The following is a 16,168-nucleotide window of genomic DNA, read 5'->3' on the forward strand; positions in this document are numbered from 1 at the left end:
CTGGGGGTTCCGGGGGCCTTGTGGGGCTTGTGGGGCCAGGGGCGGACCACCGGAGTACCCGGAGCAGGTCCGTCCGGCGCCCGCCCCCGGCCTCGGGGCCTCGCGGTCACGGGCGCACGCGGGTGACGGCCCACGCGAACGCGGTACGAAGAGGGAGAGGCCGCGTCCCGGGGCATGGTCCGGGACGCGGCCTGACTTCTTCACCGGGAAAGGATCAGGCCCGGTCAGAGCCGCAGGAGCCGCTCGGTCATCTCGCGGTAGTCCCGCAGGGCGAGCCGGAGCCGCTCGGTGTCGGGGTCGTCCGCCCCGCCCTCGGCGCCGGACTGCCAGGACGTGCGCAGATCGCGTCGGCGCCGGGTCACCGCCTCCGTGAACCGGCCCGCGAGCTCCTCCAGCACATGGTCGGCCTCCTCGACGGAAGCCTGCGGCCCGTCGATGAATCCGCCGACCGCGTGCCGCATCCGCAGCGAGAACTTGTCCTGCTCGTCCAGCGGCAGCATCCGCTCGTCCCGCCGGGCGGCATCCCCCGCGGGCTCTCCGATGCCCTCCGGGCCGCCCCCGGGAAGCGCTTCGCGGGCGTCACGGGCCACGGAGCGCTCGGCCGGGTCCGGTACGCGGGAGGTGTCGGACGTGCGGGAGGTGCCGGAGATCCCGGCCGCGTCGGACAGGCCGGAGGTATCGGACCGGCGGGAGGTGTCGGACGTGCCGGAGGTCCCGGACGTGCCCGACGTGCCGGACACGCCAGAGGTGTCCGCCGGGCGGGACGTGCCGGGAGTGGTACCGGACGGGCGGGATGCGGGGCCGTCGTCGCCCGTACGCTCCCTGCGCCCCGTCGGGCCGTCGCCGGTGGCTCCTCGCCGGTCGGTGCCGGGGCCCGTGGCCCCGCCGGCCGTCGTCACGGTCCCGGCCGGCCGGGCCGCCCGCCCGTCGCCGTTCACGGCCCGGTCACCGTCCGCGCCCGGATCGCCCGGGGCGGACTCGGCGGACACGGGATCGACCCGGCCCTTCAACGCCTCGCGGCGCGAGACCTCCTCGGCCTCGGGGCGGCTCTCGCCCGCCCGGTCGTCCGGCGACCGCTCGGGGGGTACCGGGGTCACACGGCCCTTCGCCGCAACGGGCTCACGGGACGGATTCCGCTCGGGTTCCTGGTCTGGCTTCATGGCGCTCACCTTCCTCAACTCCCCTTCGCCTGGCGCCTGGTGAAGGACCACGGCGAAGAGGAGCGGGTGTCGGGGGTGGAAGTCGTGGAAGTCGTGGAGGACTTGGAAGTCCTGCTGCCGCTCTCGGCGTCGTCAGCGCTCTCGGCGTACTCACCGGCCGGTGCGGGCTCGATGCGCGGGGCGCCCTTCGTCAGGGCGAACCGCCCGGTGCGCTCGCTGCGTTCGGCCGGGGGCTCCGTGTCACGCGCACGGCCGGACGCGGTGTCCTCGCGGGCCGGGGTCATCAGGTCGTCGAAGAGGTCGCGGGCCGCCAGCATGGCCTCGCGCAACTGCTCGGTGTCGCCACCGCCGTTGCGGTCATTGCCGACGCGGACCGACGCGGCCCGGTGCACACGGCGGTAGCCGTGGACATGGTGTCCGTGGTGGACGGAGAGCGCGGACACCTGCTCCTCGTAACGGTCCCCGTCGGGGAATCCGCGCGCCCCGGCCAGTTCGCCGAGCAGCCGGTCCGCCTCGGCCACCGCCTCCTCGGGCGAGTCGACGAAGCGTTCCTGGGCGGCCGTCCAGCCGGCCGCGTACCGTTCGCGTTCCGCGGGTTCCAGCGGCCGCCGGCTCAGTGCGCCGTGCCGCTTCACGCGCTCGTTGAGATCGCGTTCGGCGGCCTGGGTGTCGCCGTCGTGCCGGGCGACGGTCCGGTCGTACTCCGGCCCGAAGCGCCGTCGCAGGGCGCGCCCGCCCGGCGGCCTTCGGGCCAGGAGGGTCAGGGCGGCCGCGACAACGGCGACGGCCGCCACGACGATCAGAGCGATGATCACGCCTGTGGACATGGGTGCCTTCCCGGGTTCTCGACCCAACGGGCCGGTTCCTGGACCGGGTTGCCCGGAACCCGCTCCTCAAACGGCCCCGGAACGGCACCGGACGCACCACCCCTCCTCGGCGGGCTGTTCGCCCGGAGCCCGAAATCCGGTTGTGTCACGACGGCGTCCCCCGCCGACAATGGCCGGCATGACCCGACCGCGATCCGGCACGCAAGGCTCCTGGCGCGTGACCCCCGAACCCTTCGACTCCCCTGCCGCGCGCGCACTTTGGCGGGCGTACTACACGGAGGTCAGCGACCGGTGGTACGAGCTGCACGAAGGGCGGGCGACGGATCCGGGGGAGCTGGAGCGGGAGGTCGCCGCGGGGACGGGCGCCGAGTTCGCGCCGCCGACGGGTGTGCTGCTCGTCGCGCGCCATGACGGCGAGCCCGCCGGCACGGCGGGGGTGCGGATGCTCGACGCCACGACGGGCGAGCTGAGCCGCGTATTCGTCCGCGCTGACCTGCGCGGCAAGGGCGCGGCCCCGCTCCTGCTGGCGTCGGCCGAGGCGGCGGCCCGTGACCTGGGCGCCCGGGAGCTGATCCTCGACACCCGCGGCGACCTCGTCGAGGCGCGGGCCCTGTACACCCGGCACGGCTACCGGGAGACGGCGCCGCACAACGACGACCCCTACGCCGAGCACTGGTTCCGCAAGGATCTGGACGGCTGACGACCGGCCGAGAACTGGCCGACGGCCGACTGATGACTTGTCCTCGGCCGGCCGACGACCGGCTCGGCCCGGCCGGGTCAGGCGGGTTCTCCCTGGGGGCGGACGGTCGGTGCGGTCCCGTGCGGGCGTTCGGCGTCGGAACCGCACATCTCCTCGTTCAGCTCCGCGACCAGCTGCGTGAGGTCGGTGGGACGGTCCGGTGCCCACCAGTCGCCGAGGAGTTCCGCGAAGGACTCCTCCCGGGCCCTGGACAGGTTCCCGGCGGCGATCCGGCCCTCGTCGGTCAGAACCAGGTCCAGGCCCTCGCGGCGGGCGAGCCGGCGTTCCTCGATCTGGCGGGCGGCGGCCAGGACGACGTCCAGCGGTACGGCGCTGTGCTCGGCCAGCAGAGCGGGCTCCGCCCACCCGTACTTCTTGATCCGCAGCAGCAGCCAGCTCGCGGCCGGCAACAGGTCGTAGCCCGCGCGCGCGGTGATCTTCTCGTAGATCTCGCGGCGCCCCTCGCGGGTGCCGAGCACGGACAGCGCCCGGCACACCTCGTCGTACGACGACCGCTCGACCGGGTTGCTGGCGAGGGTCTCCGTGACGTCGGGGGCCGTGACGGAACCGCGCAGCCTGTCCTCGCGCAGGAACCAGGCCAGCACGAAGCCGAGCAGGGCGACCGGGGCCGCGTACAGGAAGACGTCCGTGATCGAGGTCGCGAACGCGTGCAGCACGGGCGGTCTGAGGTCCGCCGGCAGCTGTCCGATCCCCTTGGGGTCGGCCTTCAGCGAGTCCGCGGTGACACCGGGCGGCAGTTGCTGCCCGGCCAGCGCCTTGGTCAGGTTGTCGCCGAGACGCCCCGCGAAGACCGTGCCGAAGATCGCGACGCCGAAGGAGGCGCCGATGGACCGGAAGAAGGTCGCCCCGGAGGTGGCGACACCCAGATCCTCGTACGACACCGCGTTCTGCACGATCAGGACGAGCACCTGCATGACCAGGCCGAGGCCCAGGCCGAACACGAAGAAGTACGTGCTCATGATCCCGGTGCTGCTGTTCTCGTCCAGCTGGTGCAGCAGGAGCAGGCCGATGGCGGTGATCCCGGTGCCGGCGACCGGGAAGACCTTCCAGCGGCCGGTACGGCTGACGATCTGCCCGGAGACCGTGGACGACAGCAGCAGCCCGAACACCATCGGCAGCATGTGCACGCCGGACATGGTGGGCGAGACGCCCTGGACGACCTGGAGGAAGGTCGGCAGATAGGTCATCGCGCCGAACATCGCGAAGCCCACGATGAAGCTGATGATCGCGGACAGCGTGAAGGTGTGGACGCGGAAGAGCTTGAGCGGCAGAACGGGCTCGGCCGCGCGCCCCTCCACCACCACGAAGGCGACGCCGAGGACGACGCCCAGGATCACGAGCCCGATGATCTGCGGCGAGCCCCAGTCCCAGGTGGTGCCGCCGAGCGAGGCCACGAGCACCAGGCAGGTGGCCACCGCCGCGATCAGGAACGTACCGGCGTAGTCGATGACGTGCCGTGCCGACTTCTTCGGGATGTGCAGGACCGCGGCGATCACCGCGAGCGCCACGACACCGACGGGCAGGTTGATGTAGAAGACCCAGCGCCAGCTGAGATGTTCCGTGAACAGCCCGCCGAGCAGCGGCCCCAGCACGCTCGTCGCCCCGAACACCGCGCCGAACAGCCCCTGGTACTTGCCCCGTTCCCGCGGCGGGACGAGGTCGCCGACGATCGCCATCGACAGCACCATCAGACCGCCGCCGCCGAGTCCCTGGAGCGCACGGAAGGCGATCAGCTCGCCCATGTTCTGCGACATGCCGCACAGCGCCGACCCGATCAGGAAGATCACGATGGCGGTCTGGAAGAGTTTCTTGCGGCCGTACTGGTCGCCGAGCTTGCCCCACAGGGGGGTCGCGGCGGTCGAGGCGAGCAGATACGCCGTGACCACCCAGGACAGGTGTTCAAGACCGCCGAGGTCGCTCACGATGGTCGGCAGCGCGGTGGAGACGATCGTCTGGTCCAGCGCGGCCAGCAGCATGCCGAGCAGCAGGGCGCCGATGGACACGAAGACGCTGCCGTGGACCGAGTCGCGGGCGTCGGTCGCCGCGGCGCTGCGGCGGCGTACCGCCGACTCGCTCACCTCGATGGAGTCGTGCAGTCCGGGTGGTCCGCCCGTGCCGTCGCCCGCCGGTGCCTCCGCCCCTTCCGGCCCTCGGCCGGGTGGCGTGTCGGAACCGTGCGCGTCGCCGGTCATGCGGCCTCCCTGAGCACCGAGGGTCCCGGTCACCCTCCATCCTGAGCGGTGTGTCCCGTTATGGCCTGTCGAAGCTTCCGGAATTCGTGATTCCGGGGGGCTGCTTGAAGGTTGTATGAAGGTCCTCCGCATAATCACTGAAGCTTTCAGGGGGGAGGGACCCACTCGTGACTGAACCGACCGGGCATGTCTGCCCCGAGTGCGCCGCACACCGGGCGCCGGACGGCACCCCGTCCTGCGCCTGCACCAGCAGGGCGTCAGACGCCCTGCGCGACGAGCGCACGGCGCAGGCCGCGGCGGCGGAGGACTTCAACCCGCTACGCATACGGCCCTACGTGGAACTGGGTGCGGAGCACCCCCCGCAGCCCGGAGGGGACTACGGGCCGGCCGGAGCGGGGGCCGAACCCTGGCACTCCGCCCCGACGGCCGGAGAGCCCTGGGCGGTCCCCTCAGCGGGCGGCTGGGCGCCGGAGGGCACCTCGGCGCCCGTGAGCGCCCAGGGGTATGACGCGTATCCGGGCGGCGGAGTGCCGTCCGGCGGTGTCACGGTGGGGGCCATGGACGGCGGTTCGCCGGTCGGTGGTTCGCCGGTCGGTGGAGTGCCGACGCCGCTCGCGTACGGAGAGGACGCGGCCGCCTCCACCATGCAGCTGTCCGCGATCCCGGCGGACGCGACCATGCGGCTCGCCCCCGTACCGGCGGACCCGGCCCCGCGGTCGGTGCCCCTGCCGCCGGAAGTACCCATGCCGTCGGCCCCGCTGCCGGCCGACGCGACCATGCAGCTGAAGGCGCTCCCCTCGGACGCGCGCGCCACCGACGTCCGCCTCTTCCACGAGAACGCGCGCTCCCAGGAGCCCGGACAGGTGGACTCGCCCTCGGGCAGGCCCCGCCGTCGCCGGCGCAGCGGAGTGCTCGCCGTCACCGGAGTCGTCGTGACGATGGTGGCCGCGGCGGGGGTCGCCGGCGGGTTGCTCTCGTACGACCCTCCGTCACGCGACGACGCCCAGCCGAAGGACCTCAGGGCGAGCGTGCCGGACGTGCTGTCCGACACGGCCTCCGCGGTCCCGTCGGCGAGCGCGCCCTCGACGGCGTCGGCCTCGGCGTCCGCGTCCTCCTCGCCGAGTACGAGCGCCTCGCCCTCGGCGTCCGAGTCCAGCTCGTCGGCCGGCCCGTCCTCGTCGGCCACGGCGGCACCGACCTCCGCCCGGCCGAGTCCGACGGCGACCGCCACGGGATCCGTGGACTCCACGGGCGGCGGTCCGGCCGTGGCGCCCGGGCCCACCCTGCGGCGCGGCGACAGCGGGGCGGAGGTGACCGAGCTCCAGCTGCGGATGAGCCAGCTGCGGATGTACATGCGCAGGGCCGACGGGCAGTTCGACCGTCATCTTGAGGACGCCGTGCGCTGGTACCAGTGGGCGCGGGGCATCACGGACGACGACCCCGGGGTGTACGGTCCGGCCACCCGGGCGAGCCTGGAGGCGGAGACGTCCCAGCCGTAGCTCGCCTCTGGCGTCTCGGGGGTCGAGTGCGGTCCGGTGGGTGGGTCGGGGCCGTGCCGGTGCATCAGCCCGTCGCCGTTGGACGAGAGTCGACCGTCGGTGGCGACGGGCATCGATGTACCGGCACGTCCCCTCACACCGGATCCCGGGTGCGGACCGTGGCGGGTTGCAGCCCCGGCCGGGGAAAATTCAGCCCCTCCGGCGTTTGAGGAGCGGGGTCCGGGGCGGAGCCCCAGGGGTGAGGCCCGCCCTTCGGGTTCCGGGGACCAATCCAGCCCCTCCGGCGTTTGAGGAGCGGGGGTCCGGGGGCGGAGCCCCAGGTACGGGTCGGGTAGGGGCGGAGGGGGCGAGACAACCCACGCCCAGCCCACCCCCGCATCAGCCGATGTGAAGGCGAACCGTCCCGTCCGGGACGACCTCCACCCGGACCTCGGTCAGATCACGTACGACGACGTCCGGACCGTGGAAGCCGGCCCGAGGCCCGACCCCGACGACCCGCATCCCGGCAGCCCGCCCGGCGGCGATCCCCGCCCCGGAGTCCTCGAAGACGACACAGTCCTCGGGCGCGACACCCAGCTCGGCCGCACCCTTCAGGAACCCCTCGGGATCGGGCTTGCTGGCACCGACGGACTCGGCGGTGACCCGCACGTCGGGAAGTCCCAGCCCGGCCGCGGCCATCCGCCCGTTGGACAGGGCCACGTCCGCCGAGGTGACGAGCGCGTGCGGCACGCCTTCGAGGGAGGCGAGGAACTCCGGCGCTCCCGGGATCGCGACGACGCCCTCCATGTCGGCGGTCTCCTCGGCCAGCATCCGCGCGTTGTCCACGTGGTTCTGCTCCATGGGACGGTCCGGCAGCAGCAGGGCCATCGAGGCGTAGCCCTGCCGGCCGTGGACGACCTTCATGACCTCGTCCCCGTCCAGCCCGTGCCGGTCGGCCCAGCCGCGCCAGCAGCGTTCGACGACGACGTCCGAGTTGACGAGGGTGCCGTCCATGTCGAGCAGGAAGGCGCGGACGGTCATGACGGTGGTGGCCGTGGTCATCGGCATGCTCCAAAACGCAGACAGGGGGACGCATACACCCCGAGGAAACAAGGCGGCCCCGCCCGCCGGTCAGGGAGGTGCGGACGGGAACCACTTTGTTCCTACAACATACAAAACATCGCCGCCCAGCGCCACCGGATCGAGGAGAAGGGGCCGGGAAAGCGAGAACGCCGGTTGTTCGACGCCGGATCAGCCCGCCACGGCCTCGTACAGGCTCCAGATCCCCAGCCCCATCATCAGCACGGCGGCCACCTTGGTGATCAGCGACAGCGGCACCCGCTTCATCAACGCCTTGCCGCCCACGATCCCCAGCCCCGCCACGGCCCACAGCCCCAGCACCGCGCCGAGCCCCACCGACAGCGGGTCGTCGTAGCGTGCGGCGAGGTTCGCCGTCATGATCTGCGTGAGGTCGCCGAACTCGGCGACGAGGATGAGCATGAACCCGGCCCCCGAGACCTTCCAGAAGGTCTGGTTCTCGGGCTTGCGGACCTCTTCCTCGTCCTCGCCCTTCTTCATCAGCAGCACCGCGGCACCGCCGAGGAACAGCACACCGGTCACGGCGTGCACGATCTGCTGGGGCAGCAGGGTCAGCACGCTGCCCGCCGCGACGGCGAGCGCCACGTGGAGGGCGAAGGCGGCGGCGACACCGGCGAAGACGTACGAGGCGCGGTAGCGCGTGCCGAGGACGAGGCCGGCGAGCGCGGTCTTGTCCGGCAGCTCGGCAAGGAAGACGACACCGAAGACGAGCGCCATCACGCTGAAGCTGATCAAAATTCCTCAATCGGTCGGGCTGCCCCACCGAGAGTGTTGCGACTGCGCGTGCTGTGACTGCGCGACACCTCGGCACGGCAGCACACAGCGACACCCGCACCGGGAGGCGCGGGCAGAAGCACCCACACCGGACAGGCCCGGCGGGGCAAGTGCACTGCTTGCCGAAGGTCTCGCTGGCCGGCCTCGTGGACGAGGTCTGCCTCCGGGCGCCGGCTCAGACGAGCTGAGCAGTATGTCGACGGTCCGGCGAAGAGCTACTCCCCTTCTGCGCCGTCCATAGTACGCGACCCGCGAGGCGGCCCCCAGGGCCGAAGGTCCCCCGGCCCGCGGCACCCACCGCACCGAGATAGTTCTGTCATGAACCTTGTCATGTCATGCACGCGTCACTATTTTCTAACCGCGCACTTACCTCACGGCTACACGACGCCGCGAGCATTCGTTCGCCCGTACTCCAACACCCCCACACCACAAGGGAGTTCGCATGCCAAAGGTCTACGCGCGTCGACGGCTGAGCATACTCGCCGCCCTCACAGGTCTGATAGCCATGGCCGGTGTCTTCAACGGCCCGACCGCCTCCGCCGCCCTCCCCACCCCGGTCAGCGCGGCCACCGCCCGCACCTATCTCGCGTCCCTCACCGTCGCGACGGAGAACCGCACCGGCTACGCCCGCGACCTGTTCCCCACCTGGATCACGATCAGCGGCACCTGCAACACCCGCGAGTACATCCTCAAGCGTGACGGCTCGGGCGTCACCACCGACTCCGCCTGCGTGGCCACCGGCGGCAGCTGGTACTCCGTCTACGACGGCGCCACCTGGACCGCCGCCTCCGACGTCGACATCGACCACCTCGTACCGCTCGCCGAGGCCTGGGACTCCGGCGCCAGCGCCTGGACCACGGCCCAGCGCCAGGCCTTCGCCAACGACGTGACGCGTCCGCAGCTGCTCGCCGTCACGGACAACGTCAACCAGTCCAAGGGCGACAAGGACCCGGCCGAGTGGATGCCCCCGCTCAGCTCGTACGCCTGCACCTACGCCCGCGCCTGGGTGCAGGTGAAGTACTACTACAACCTCAAGGTCGACTCCGCGGAGAAGTCCAAGCTGACCTCGGTCCTCAGCGGCTGCTGACCCGCACCCCTGGCACAGACCGGCGGCCACGGGCCGCCCGGGTTCCGGACACCGCTCCCCCCACGGTGTTCCCGCGGTCTCCGGAACCTCCCCAGGGGCCTCCGTCGTTCCGTACCGTACGGGGCGACGGAGGAGGGGGATCACCATGGCCGAGCTGCGTCTGGGACCGCTGCTGAGGTATGTGGACGGCTCGGCGGCGACCTTCTGGGTCGAGGCGAGCCGCCCGTGCACCGCCGAGGTGCGCTGCGCCGACGGCACCCGGGGATCCGCCCGCACCTTCCAGATCGCGGGCCACCACTACGCACTGGTGCCGGTGGACGGACTGACACCGGGCACGGTCACCCCGTACGAGATCCTGCTGGACGGCACGAGCGTGTGGCCGCCGCCCGACTCGCCCTTTCCCCCCTCGGTGGTCCGCACCCCCGGGGGCGACGACTCCGCCGTCCGCGTCACCTTCGGCTCCTGCCGCTGGGCGTCGCCGCCCGCGGGCGAGAAGGACCCGGTCGGACCCGACGCCCTGGACACCCTCGCCGCCCGGATCGCCGCGGCCCCGCAGGGCGAACGCCCGGACGTACTGCTGCTGTTGGGCGACCAGGTGTACGCGGACGAGGTCTCCAGGGCGACCCGCGCGTGGATCGCGGCACGAAGGGGCCTCGCGGACCCCCCGGGCCGTCAGGTCGCGGACTACGAGGAGTACACCCGCCTCTACTACGAATCCTGGCTCGACCCGGAGATCCGCTGGCTGCTGTCGACCGTACCGAGCTGCATGATCTTCGACGACCACGACGTCATCGACGACTGGAACACCAGCGCAGCCTGGGTCGCGGAGATCCGGGCGACCCCGTGGTGGCGCGAGCGGGTGCTGAGCGGCCTGATGTCGTACTGGGTCCACCAGCACCTCGGCAACCTCTCCCCCGCCGAGCTCGCCGCGGACCTGCTGTACGCGGCCGTCCGCGAGACCCCCGACGGCACGGACGTGCTGCGCGCCTTCACCGCCCAGGCCGACGCCGACCCGGCCTCGGTCCGCTGGAGCTACCGCCGCGACTTCGGCCGTACCCGTGTCCTGATGCTCGACACCCGCGCGGCCCGCGTCCTGGACGAGGGGCACCGCCGGATGCTCGATCCCGGGGAGACGGCCTGGCTGCGCGAACAGGCCCTCCAGGCGCCGGAGACCCGGGACCACCTGCTGATAGGCACCTCCCTGCCCTGGCTGCTGCCCCCGCTGATCCACCACGCGGAGACCTGGGACGCGGCGCTGTGCCGCGGCGAGCGGGGCGGACCCGGCGGGCGGTGGGCCCGCTTCGGCGAGCGGCTGCGCCGGGCGGCCGAACTGGAGCACTGGGCCGCGTTCCCGGAGTCGTTCGGGGAACTGACGGACCTGATCGCCGAGGCCGGCTCCGGCGAGCACGCACCGGCGACGGTGTGCGTGCTGTCGGGAGACGTGCATCACGCCTACGCGGCCGACCCCTTCTGGGCCGACCCCGCCCGGCAGCCCGCCGCCCGCGTCCTCCAGCTGACCTGCTCCCCCGTCCACAACTCCATCCCGCGCTCGGTACGGCTCGGCTTCCGCTTCGGCTGGAGCCGCCCGGCCCGTCTGCTCGGCAACCTTCTTTCCCGGCACGGCCGTTGCGGTCGCGCACCGGTCGACTGGCGCAAAACCGGCGGCCCTTGGTTCGGCAATCAGCTGATGACCCTTACCCTGCGCGGCCGTTCGGCCTCCCTGCGTCTCGAACAGGCGCGGCGGGGGCGGGGCGGCGGCGCGGTCGACCGCGACGGCCGCACGGCGAGCGGTGCCCGGCTGACGACGGTGGCGGAGTCCCGGATCACCCCGGAATAGACCCTTTGCGTCCGGCCGCCCGCACCGCACGACGTTCCGGAGCGTGCGGGCCCGTGAACGTGATGTGACCGACACCTGGGTCCCGGGAGGATCATCCGCCCCATCCTCGGCGTACGCTGTATGGCTGTCACAGGCCGCCGCGCCACTCGCTCGCGAGAAGCGGCGCGGCCGGGCTCACGGGGTGGTCGGGGGAGAGTTTCGGTGCTGGAGAGTATGGGGTCGCTGACAGGCAGCCCGTGGATCTACGCGGTGATCGCCGTGTCCATCGTTCTTGATGTGTTCCTGCCTGTTCTGCCCAGTGGTGTCCTGGTCATCACGGCGGCGACGGCCGCGGCGGGCTCCGCCACGGCGACCGGTGCCGTCCCGCACTCGGTGCCCGACATCCTGGTGCTCACCCTCTGCGCGGCCACGGCCTCGGTCCTCGGCGACCTGGTCGCCTATCGCCTCGCCTGGCGCGGTGGCGACCGGCTGGATCGCGCCATCGCCCGGTCCCGCCGCCTGACCCGGGCGCAGGAACGTCTCGGCGAGGTCCTGGCGCGCGGCGGCGGGGCCCGCGGCCTGCTGGTGATCGTCGCCCGTTTCGCACCGGCCGGCCGCTCGGTCGTCTCGCTCGGCGCGGGCGCCGCGCACCGCAAGGTCCGCGAGTTCCTGCCCTGGTCGGTCCTCGCCGGCCTGGCCTGGGCCGGGTACAGCGTGGCCCTCGGTTACTTCGGCGGCCAGTGGCTGGGCGCCACCTGGCTCGCGACGGGCGTCTCGGTCGGGGCGCTGTTCATCGCGGGCGCGGGCGCGGCCTACCTCGTCCGCCGGCCCATGGCACGGGAACAGGAGACCGGCGCCTGAGGAGGCGTGGCGGGAGCGGGTGGCCGACGACCGGTTTCCGACGGCCGGTAGCCGCGGACCGGTAGCCACGGACGGCATCAACGGCGGCCACGAGCCACCCACCGGTAGCCGCAGAGCGCCGGCTGCCGGCTGTCGGCTGTCGGCCGGTGGACTCCCGGCCGGTGGGCTGCCGGGCCGCCGGGTAGTGGGCTATCCGGCGCGCTGGGTCGCTGCCCCTCGTACCTCCAGGTCGTCCAGCAGCTCGGCCGTGGCCGCCGCGACCGCCGCGACGGCGCGGTCGAAGACCTCACGGTTGTGGGCGGCCGGGGCGCGGAACCCGGAGATCTTGCGGACGTACTGGAGGGCGGCGGCGCGGATCTCCTCCTCGGTCGCTTCCTCGGGGATCGCGGGCGGACGGAGCGTCTTGATGCTGCGGCACATGGGTCCAGTCTCGCGCGTCCGGCGCCGCCGTGACGGGAGCTCGCGAAAGCGGGTCCGCCACGGCCGGGAATACCGGCGCCGGTGGCGCGGATTGAGCAGAACATGACTTCAGTGGAGATCACCTACGTGGGCGGTCCCACCGCCCTCATCGCGATCGGCGGCCTGCGGCTGCTGACCGATCCGACCTTCGACGCTCCCGGCGAGTACCCCGTCGGCGCGCGGAAGCTGGTGAAGACCGCAGGACCCGCGCTCCCCGCCGGGAAGCTCGCCCCGGTCGACGCCGTCCTGCTGTCGCACGACCAGCACGCCGACAACCTGGACACCTCCGGGCGCGGGTTCCTCGCCAAGGCCCCTGTCACCCTCTCGACGGCATCGGCGTACGAGCGGATCGGCTCCCCCGTACGGCCCCTCGCCCCCTGGGAGTCCGTGGAGCTGGCGCGTCCGGACGGCGGGGTGCTGCGCGTGACGGCCGTTCCCGCGCAGCACGGGCCCGACGGTTCACTGCCTCTCGTGGGCGAGGTGACCGGGTTCGTCCTGTCCGGGGAGGGGCTGCCCAAGGTGTACGTGAGCGGTGACAACGCGTCCCTGGACGTCGTACGGGAGATCGCCGACCGGGAGGGTCCCTTCGACGCGGCCGTCCTGTTCGCGGGGGCGGCGCGCACCCCGCTGGTGCCGGACGCGCCGCTCACCCTGACCAGCGAGGACGCGGCGCGGGCGACGGAGATCCTCGGCGCGTCCCGGGTGGTCCCGCTGCACTTCGAGCACTGGGGCCACTTCACCGAGGACGGCTCGACCCTGACGAAGGCGTTCGCTCAGGCCGGCCTCACGGACCGGCTGCGGCTGCCGACGCCCGGAGCCTCGGTTCGGGTTCCGTAGCCGCGCCCAGGTACAGGTTCCGTATCCGCGCCCAGGTCCGGGTCCCGGCCGTCGCGCCCCGGTTCCCCAGTTCCGGGTCCCGGCCGTCGCGGCTCCGGTTCGGCGTGATGCCGCACCTCAGAGCAACACCCGAGCGAATGCTTGTAGTTCGGCAAGGTTCTCCGAGGATTGACTCGGGTCGCCGCGACTTGTGACCATCTGCGGGGCTCGCACGGGGTCCCGTGGAGAGGAGCGAGGAGCTATGGCGAACAACGGGCTGACGGTGGCGGTGCTGGGCCCGGGAGGCGTCGGCGGACTGCTCGCGGCGCTTCTGTCCCGCTCCGGTCACCGGGTCGTCTGTCTCGCCGGGGACGCGACGGCGCGGAGACTGGTCGCGGACGGCATCGAGGTGCGCAGCGGTCATTTCGGCGACTTCACGGCGCGGGTGGCGGCGGACACCGAACTGCGCGAGCCGGTCGACGTGTCGGTGATCGCGGTCAAGGCGACGGCCCTGGACTCCGCGCTGGAGCGCCTTCCGGCGAAGGTCCTGGGCGAGGAGGGTCTGATCGTCCCGCTCCTGAACGGCGTCGAGCACCCGGCACGGCTACGGGAGCGCTACGGCTCCGAGCGGGTAGCGCCCGCCGTGATCCGGGTGGAGTCGACGCGGATCGCTCCGGGAGTGATCGAGCACGGCAGCCCGTTCGCCGAGGTAGACCTGACCGCCGAGACCGCTCCCCGGGCGCGGGTCGAGGCACTCGTCGGGGCCCTGGAGTGGGCCGGTGTGCGGGCCCGGGTCCAGGACGGCGAGTCGGCGGCGCTGTGGGCGAAGATGTCGTTCCTGGCTCCGTTCGCACTGCTGACGACGCGGTACGGGGTGGCGGTGGGGGACGTACGCACCCTGCACCGCGGGGAGTTGACCGCCCTGGTCGAGGAGACGGCGGCGGTGGGCCGCGCGTGCGGGGCTCCCGTGGATCCGGCGGCCGCCCTCGCCCGCTACGACGCCTTCCCCGCGGCCACGAAGTCCTCCATGCAGCGGGACGCCGAGGCGGGTCGCCCCCTGGAACTCGACGCGATCGGCGGCGCGTTGCTGCGGGCGGCGGAGCGGACCGGTGTCCCGGTGCCGGTGGCGAGCGGACTGGTCCGGCACTTGACGCCACTCGCCGGCACGGGCGGCTGACAGTCGGCACGGACGGCTGAAGGCGGGCACGGACTGCCGAGGCCGGCACGGATCGCCCGCAACCGCCTTGCGGGGTAAGGGGGTTACGGGCCCGGCGCCGATGCGGACTCCCCGTCCGCGCGCCGGTGCCGGTCCCCCGCCGGGGTCCCGGCGTCCGAGCAGTGCCGGGCCACCGTGTCGGCGAAGGCGTGCGCCGCGGGTGACAGGGTGTCCCAGCGGCGTACGGCCCAGCCGACCACGAGGGTCGGCAGGGCCGGTACGGGGAGGAAACGCAGGCCGGGACGGCCCGGCCCGGACAGGCCGGGCAGGGCGGGGACCACGGCGTGACCGAGGCCGAGTTCGGCGAGCAGGATCGCGGTGTCCCAGTCGGCGACACTGGTGTCGGAGGCGCTCACCGGTATCCCCAACTCCCGGTAGGCGGCGTCGAGATGGGCGCGGGAGGTGGAGCGCTCGGGCAGTCCCACGATCCGCAGCCCGGCCAGCTCCGCCGCCTCGATCCGCTCCCGCCCGGCGAGTTCGTCGTCGGCGTGCACGGCGAGCACCCAGGGAAGTTCGGCGACGGCCCGCTGCTCGACCCCGCGGACGGGAGGGCCGAGGGTGACCCAGGCGAGGTCGAGTCCCTGGTCGGCGAGCGCGTCGAAGCAGCCACGACTGGAGTTCTCGGTCCGGAACTCCAGACTGACCTGGGGATGCCGCCCCCGGAACTCGACCACGGCCCCGGCCATGAAGTGCCGCACGGTGGTGCCGCCGGTGGCGATCCGCACCGTACCGCCGTCCCCGCGCACCAGTTCGTCGAGCCGGCGCAGCGCGAGGTCGAGCCCGGCGATGCCGTCCGCGGCGGCCCGTTCGAGGACCCGTCCGGCCCGGGTGGGAACCACGCCCCGGGCCTGCCGTTCGACGAGCCCGAGCCCGACCTCGCGTTCCAGCCTGCGTACGTGCTGACTCACCGCCGACTGCGTGCAGCCCAGTTCCCGGGCGACAGCGCTCAGGCTGCCGGCCCGGCAGACGGCGACGAACACACGAAGATCATCCAGCGTCACGGGCCCAAGGTACCCGCGTGCCGAATGAGTTGGCCGGTCAGACCCGGGTCTTGTCGAGCAGCTCGACGATCTCCTCGGTCGTGCCGGTCTCACCGAGGCGGGGGAAGATCCGCTCGACGCTGTTGCGGTGCGTCTCGGGGTCGAGGTCGGACATGGCGTCGGTGGCGAGGGTGACGTGGTAGCCGTGCTCGTGGGCGGCGCGAGCCGAGGACTCCACACCGATGCTGGTGGCGATGCCGGTGAGCACGATCTGGGTGATCCCGCGGCGGCGCAGCTGAAGGTCGAGGTCGGTGCCGTGGAAGGCGCCCCAGTTCCGCTTGGTCACGGTGATGTCCCCGGGGTGCCCGGCCAGGTCGTCGACGATGACGTCCCAGCCCTCCGGGAAGCGGGCGCGGCTCGGGCCGTCGATACGGCCGGGAACGGCGTCGGCGCCGTCGGAGGCGGCGGTGACCCGCACGAGGACGACCGGGAGGCCGTGGCCGCGGAAGGCGTCGGCGAGCCGGACCGAGCGCTTCACGACATCGGCGGCGGCGTGCGGGGCGAGGCCCGGGTTGCCGACGATGCCGTGCTGGAGGTCGATGACGACGAGCGCGGTGCGGGGGTCGAGCGTGGTGACTGCCATG

15 protein-coding genes are annotated in these 16,168 nt (G+C 72.9%); 7 read left to right on the forward strand and 8 right to left on the reverse strand.

The annotated features are described in order from the left end of the window. Positions 1–224 precede the first annotated feature (224 nt). Together ACZ4AA_RS01355 and ACZ4AA_RS01360 are read right to left on the reverse strand one after the other, a co-directional pair. The gene (locus ACZ4AA_RS01355; protein ID WP_467593410.1) at positions 225–1,160 is read right to left on the reverse strand and encodes a hypothetical protein; all 936 of its coding nucleotides are present in this window, start codon (positions 1,158–1,160) and stop codon (positions 225–227) included. Positions 1,161–1,174: 14 nt separating this feature from the next. Further along, positions 1,175–1,987, reverse strand: a complete 813-nt coding sequence (locus tag ACZ4AA_RS01360) for a hypothetical protein (protein ID WP_467593413.1) — start codon at positions 1,985–1,987, stop codon at positions 1,175–1,177. 169 nt (positions 1,988–2,156) lie between these two features. Between ACZ4AA_RS01360 and ACZ4AA_RS01365 the strand changes: the two genes are divergently transcribed. Further along, entirely contained in the window at positions 2,157–2,687 is a 531-nt protein-coding gene (locus ACZ4AA_RS01365; protein ID WP_467593416.1) for a GNAT family N-acetyltransferase, read from the forward strand. Between the two features lie 77 nt (positions 2,688–2,764). On the opposite strand, the gene ACZ4AA_RS01370 is transcribed toward ACZ4AA_RS01365, so the two are convergent. Beyond that, positions 2,765–4,939, reverse strand: coding sequence for an MDR family MFS transporter (locus tag ACZ4AA_RS01370; protein WP_467593419.1), 2,175 nt, complete (start codon positions 4,937–4,939; stop codon positions 2,765–2,767). A gap of 167 nt (positions 4,940–5,106) precedes the next feature. Here ACZ4AA_RS01370 and ACZ4AA_RS01375 point away from each other — a divergent pair, with 167 nt between their 5' ends. Further along, positions 5,107–6,438: a peptidoglycan-binding domain-containing protein gene (locus tag ACZ4AA_RS01375; protein ID WP_467593422.1), complete on the forward strand. Its 1,332-nt coding sequence runs from the start codon at positions 5,107–5,109 to the stop codon at positions 6,436–6,438. A gap of 378 nt (positions 6,439–6,816) precedes the next feature. Here the strand turns inward: ACZ4AA_RS01375 and ACZ4AA_RS01380 are convergent, their stop codons facing one another. Together ACZ4AA_RS01380 and ACZ4AA_RS01385 are read right to left on the reverse strand one after the other, a co-directional pair. Beyond that, positions 6,817–7,485: an HAD-IA family hydrolase gene (locus tag ACZ4AA_RS01380; protein WP_467593425.1), complete on the reverse strand. Its 669-nt coding sequence runs from the start codon at positions 7,483–7,485 to the stop codon at positions 6,817–6,819. Positions 7,486–7,668: 183 nt separating this feature from the next. After that, complete coding sequence (locus ACZ4AA_RS01385; protein WP_467593428.1) at positions 7,669–8,250, reverse strand: TMEM165/GDT1 family protein; 582 nt, start codon at positions 8,248–8,250, stop codon at positions 7,669–7,671. A gap of 481 nt (positions 8,251–8,731) precedes the next feature. Here ACZ4AA_RS01385 and ACZ4AA_RS01390 point away from each other — a divergent pair, with 481 nt between their 5' ends. From ACZ4AA_RS01390 to ACZ4AA_RS01400, 3 genes are all read left to right on the forward strand, one after another. Further along, on the forward strand, positions 8,732–9,376 hold the full coding sequence (locus ACZ4AA_RS01390; RefSeq protein WP_467593431.1) for an HNH endonuclease family protein: 645 nt from the start codon (positions 8,732–8,734) through the stop codon (positions 9,374–9,376). A 145-nt stretch (positions 9,377–9,521) separates the two neighbouring features. Then, on the forward strand, positions 9,522–11,213 hold the full coding sequence (locus ACZ4AA_RS01395; RefSeq protein WP_467593434.1) for an alkaline phosphatase D family protein: 1,692 nt from the start codon (positions 9,522–9,524) through the stop codon (positions 11,211–11,213). A gap of 201 nt (positions 11,214–11,414) precedes the next feature. Continuing rightward, positions 11,415–12,053, forward strand: coding sequence for a DedA family protein (locus tag ACZ4AA_RS01400; RefSeq protein ID WP_467593437.1), 639 nt, complete (start codon positions 11,415–11,417; stop codon positions 12,051–12,053). A gap of 189 nt (positions 12,054–12,242) precedes the next feature. On the opposite strand, the gene ACZ4AA_RS01405 is transcribed toward ACZ4AA_RS01400, so the two are convergent. Continuing rightward, entirely contained in the window at positions 12,243–12,473 is a 231-nt protein-coding gene (locus tag ACZ4AA_RS01405) for a DUF2277 domain-containing protein (RefSeq protein WP_467593442.1), read from the reverse strand. A gap of 102 nt (positions 12,474–12,575) precedes the next feature. Here ACZ4AA_RS01405 and ACZ4AA_RS01410 point away from each other — a divergent pair, with 102 nt between their 5' ends. Both ACZ4AA_RS01410 and ACZ4AA_RS01415 read left to right on the forward strand, forming a co-directional pair. Then, positions 12,576–13,349, forward strand: coding sequence for an MBL fold metallo-hydrolase (locus ACZ4AA_RS01410; RefSeq protein WP_467593444.1), 774 nt, complete (start codon positions 12,576–12,578; stop codon positions 13,347–13,349). A gap of 241 nt (positions 13,350–13,590) precedes the next feature. After that, complete coding sequence (locus ACZ4AA_RS01415; protein WP_467593446.1) at positions 13,591–14,505, forward strand: ketopantoate reductase family protein; 915 nt, start codon at positions 13,591–13,593, stop codon at positions 14,503–14,505. 83 nt (positions 14,506–14,588) lie between these two features. Here ACZ4AA_RS01415 and ACZ4AA_RS01420 read toward each other — a convergent pair whose 3' ends face one another. Together ACZ4AA_RS01420 and ACZ4AA_RS01425 are read right to left on the reverse strand one after the other, a co-directional pair. Next, positions 14,589–15,545: a LysR family transcriptional regulator gene (locus ACZ4AA_RS01420; RefSeq protein WP_467593449.1), complete on the reverse strand. Its 957-nt coding sequence runs from the start codon at positions 15,543–15,545 to the stop codon at positions 14,589–14,591. A 37-nt stretch (positions 15,546–15,582) separates the two neighbouring features. Further along, entirely contained in the window at positions 15,583–16,167 is a 585-nt protein-coding gene (locus tag ACZ4AA_RS01425) for a hydrolase (protein WP_467593451.1), read from the reverse strand. Between the last annotated feature and the right edge of the window lies 1 nt (position 16,168).

The organism is Streptomyces sp. NPDC024698 (assembly GCF_055559015.1).

What these genes read in the sequence shown, in the direction of transcription:
- ACZ4AA_RS01355 (WP_467593410.1), bottom strand. Translation starts at nt 1,160, where the DNA reads ATGAAGCCAGACCAGGAACCCGAGCGGAATCCGTCCCGTGAGCCCGTT.
- ACZ4AA_RS01360 (WP_467593413.1), bottom strand. Translation starts at nt 1,987, where the DNA reads ATGTCCACAGGCGTGATCATCGCTCTGATCGTCGTGGCGGCCGTCGCC.
- ACZ4AA_RS01365 (WP_467593416.1), top strand. Translation starts at nt 2,157, where the DNA reads ATGGCCGGCATGACCCGACCGCGATCCGGCACGCAAGGCTCCTGGCGC.
- ACZ4AA_RS01370 (WP_467593419.1), bottom strand. Translation starts at nt 4,939, where the DNA reads ATGACCGGCGACGCGCACGGTTCCGACACGCCACCCGGCCGAGGGCCG.
- ACZ4AA_RS01380 (WP_467593425.1), bottom strand. Translation starts at nt 7,485, where the DNA reads ATGCCGATGACCACGGCCACCACCGTCATGACCGTCCGCGCCTTCCTG.
- ACZ4AA_RS01390 (WP_467593431.1), top strand. Translation starts at nt 8,732, where the DNA reads ATGCCAAAGGTCTACGCGCGTCGACGGCTGAGCATACTCGCCGCCCTC.
- ACZ4AA_RS01395 (WP_467593434.1), top strand. Translation starts at nt 9,522, where the DNA reads ATGGCCGAGCTGCGTCTGGGACCGCTGCTGAGGTATGTGGACGGCTCG.
- ACZ4AA_RS01405 (WP_467593442.1), bottom strand. Translation starts at nt 12,473, where the DNA reads ATGTGCCGCAGCATCAAGACGCTCCGTCCGCCCGCGATCCCCGAGGAA.
- ACZ4AA_RS01410 (WP_467593444.1), top strand. Translation starts at nt 12,576, where the DNA reads ATGACTTCAGTGGAGATCACCTACGTGGGCGGTCCCACCGCCCTCATC.
- ACZ4AA_RS01415 (WP_467593446.1), top strand. Translation starts at nt 13,591, where the DNA reads ATGGCGAACAACGGGCTGACGGTGGCGGTGCTGGGCCCGGGAGGCGTC.
- ACZ4AA_RS01425 (WP_467593451.1), bottom strand. Translation starts at nt 16,167, where the DNA reads ATGGCAGTCACCACGCTCGACCCCCGCACCGCGCTCGTCGTCATCGAC.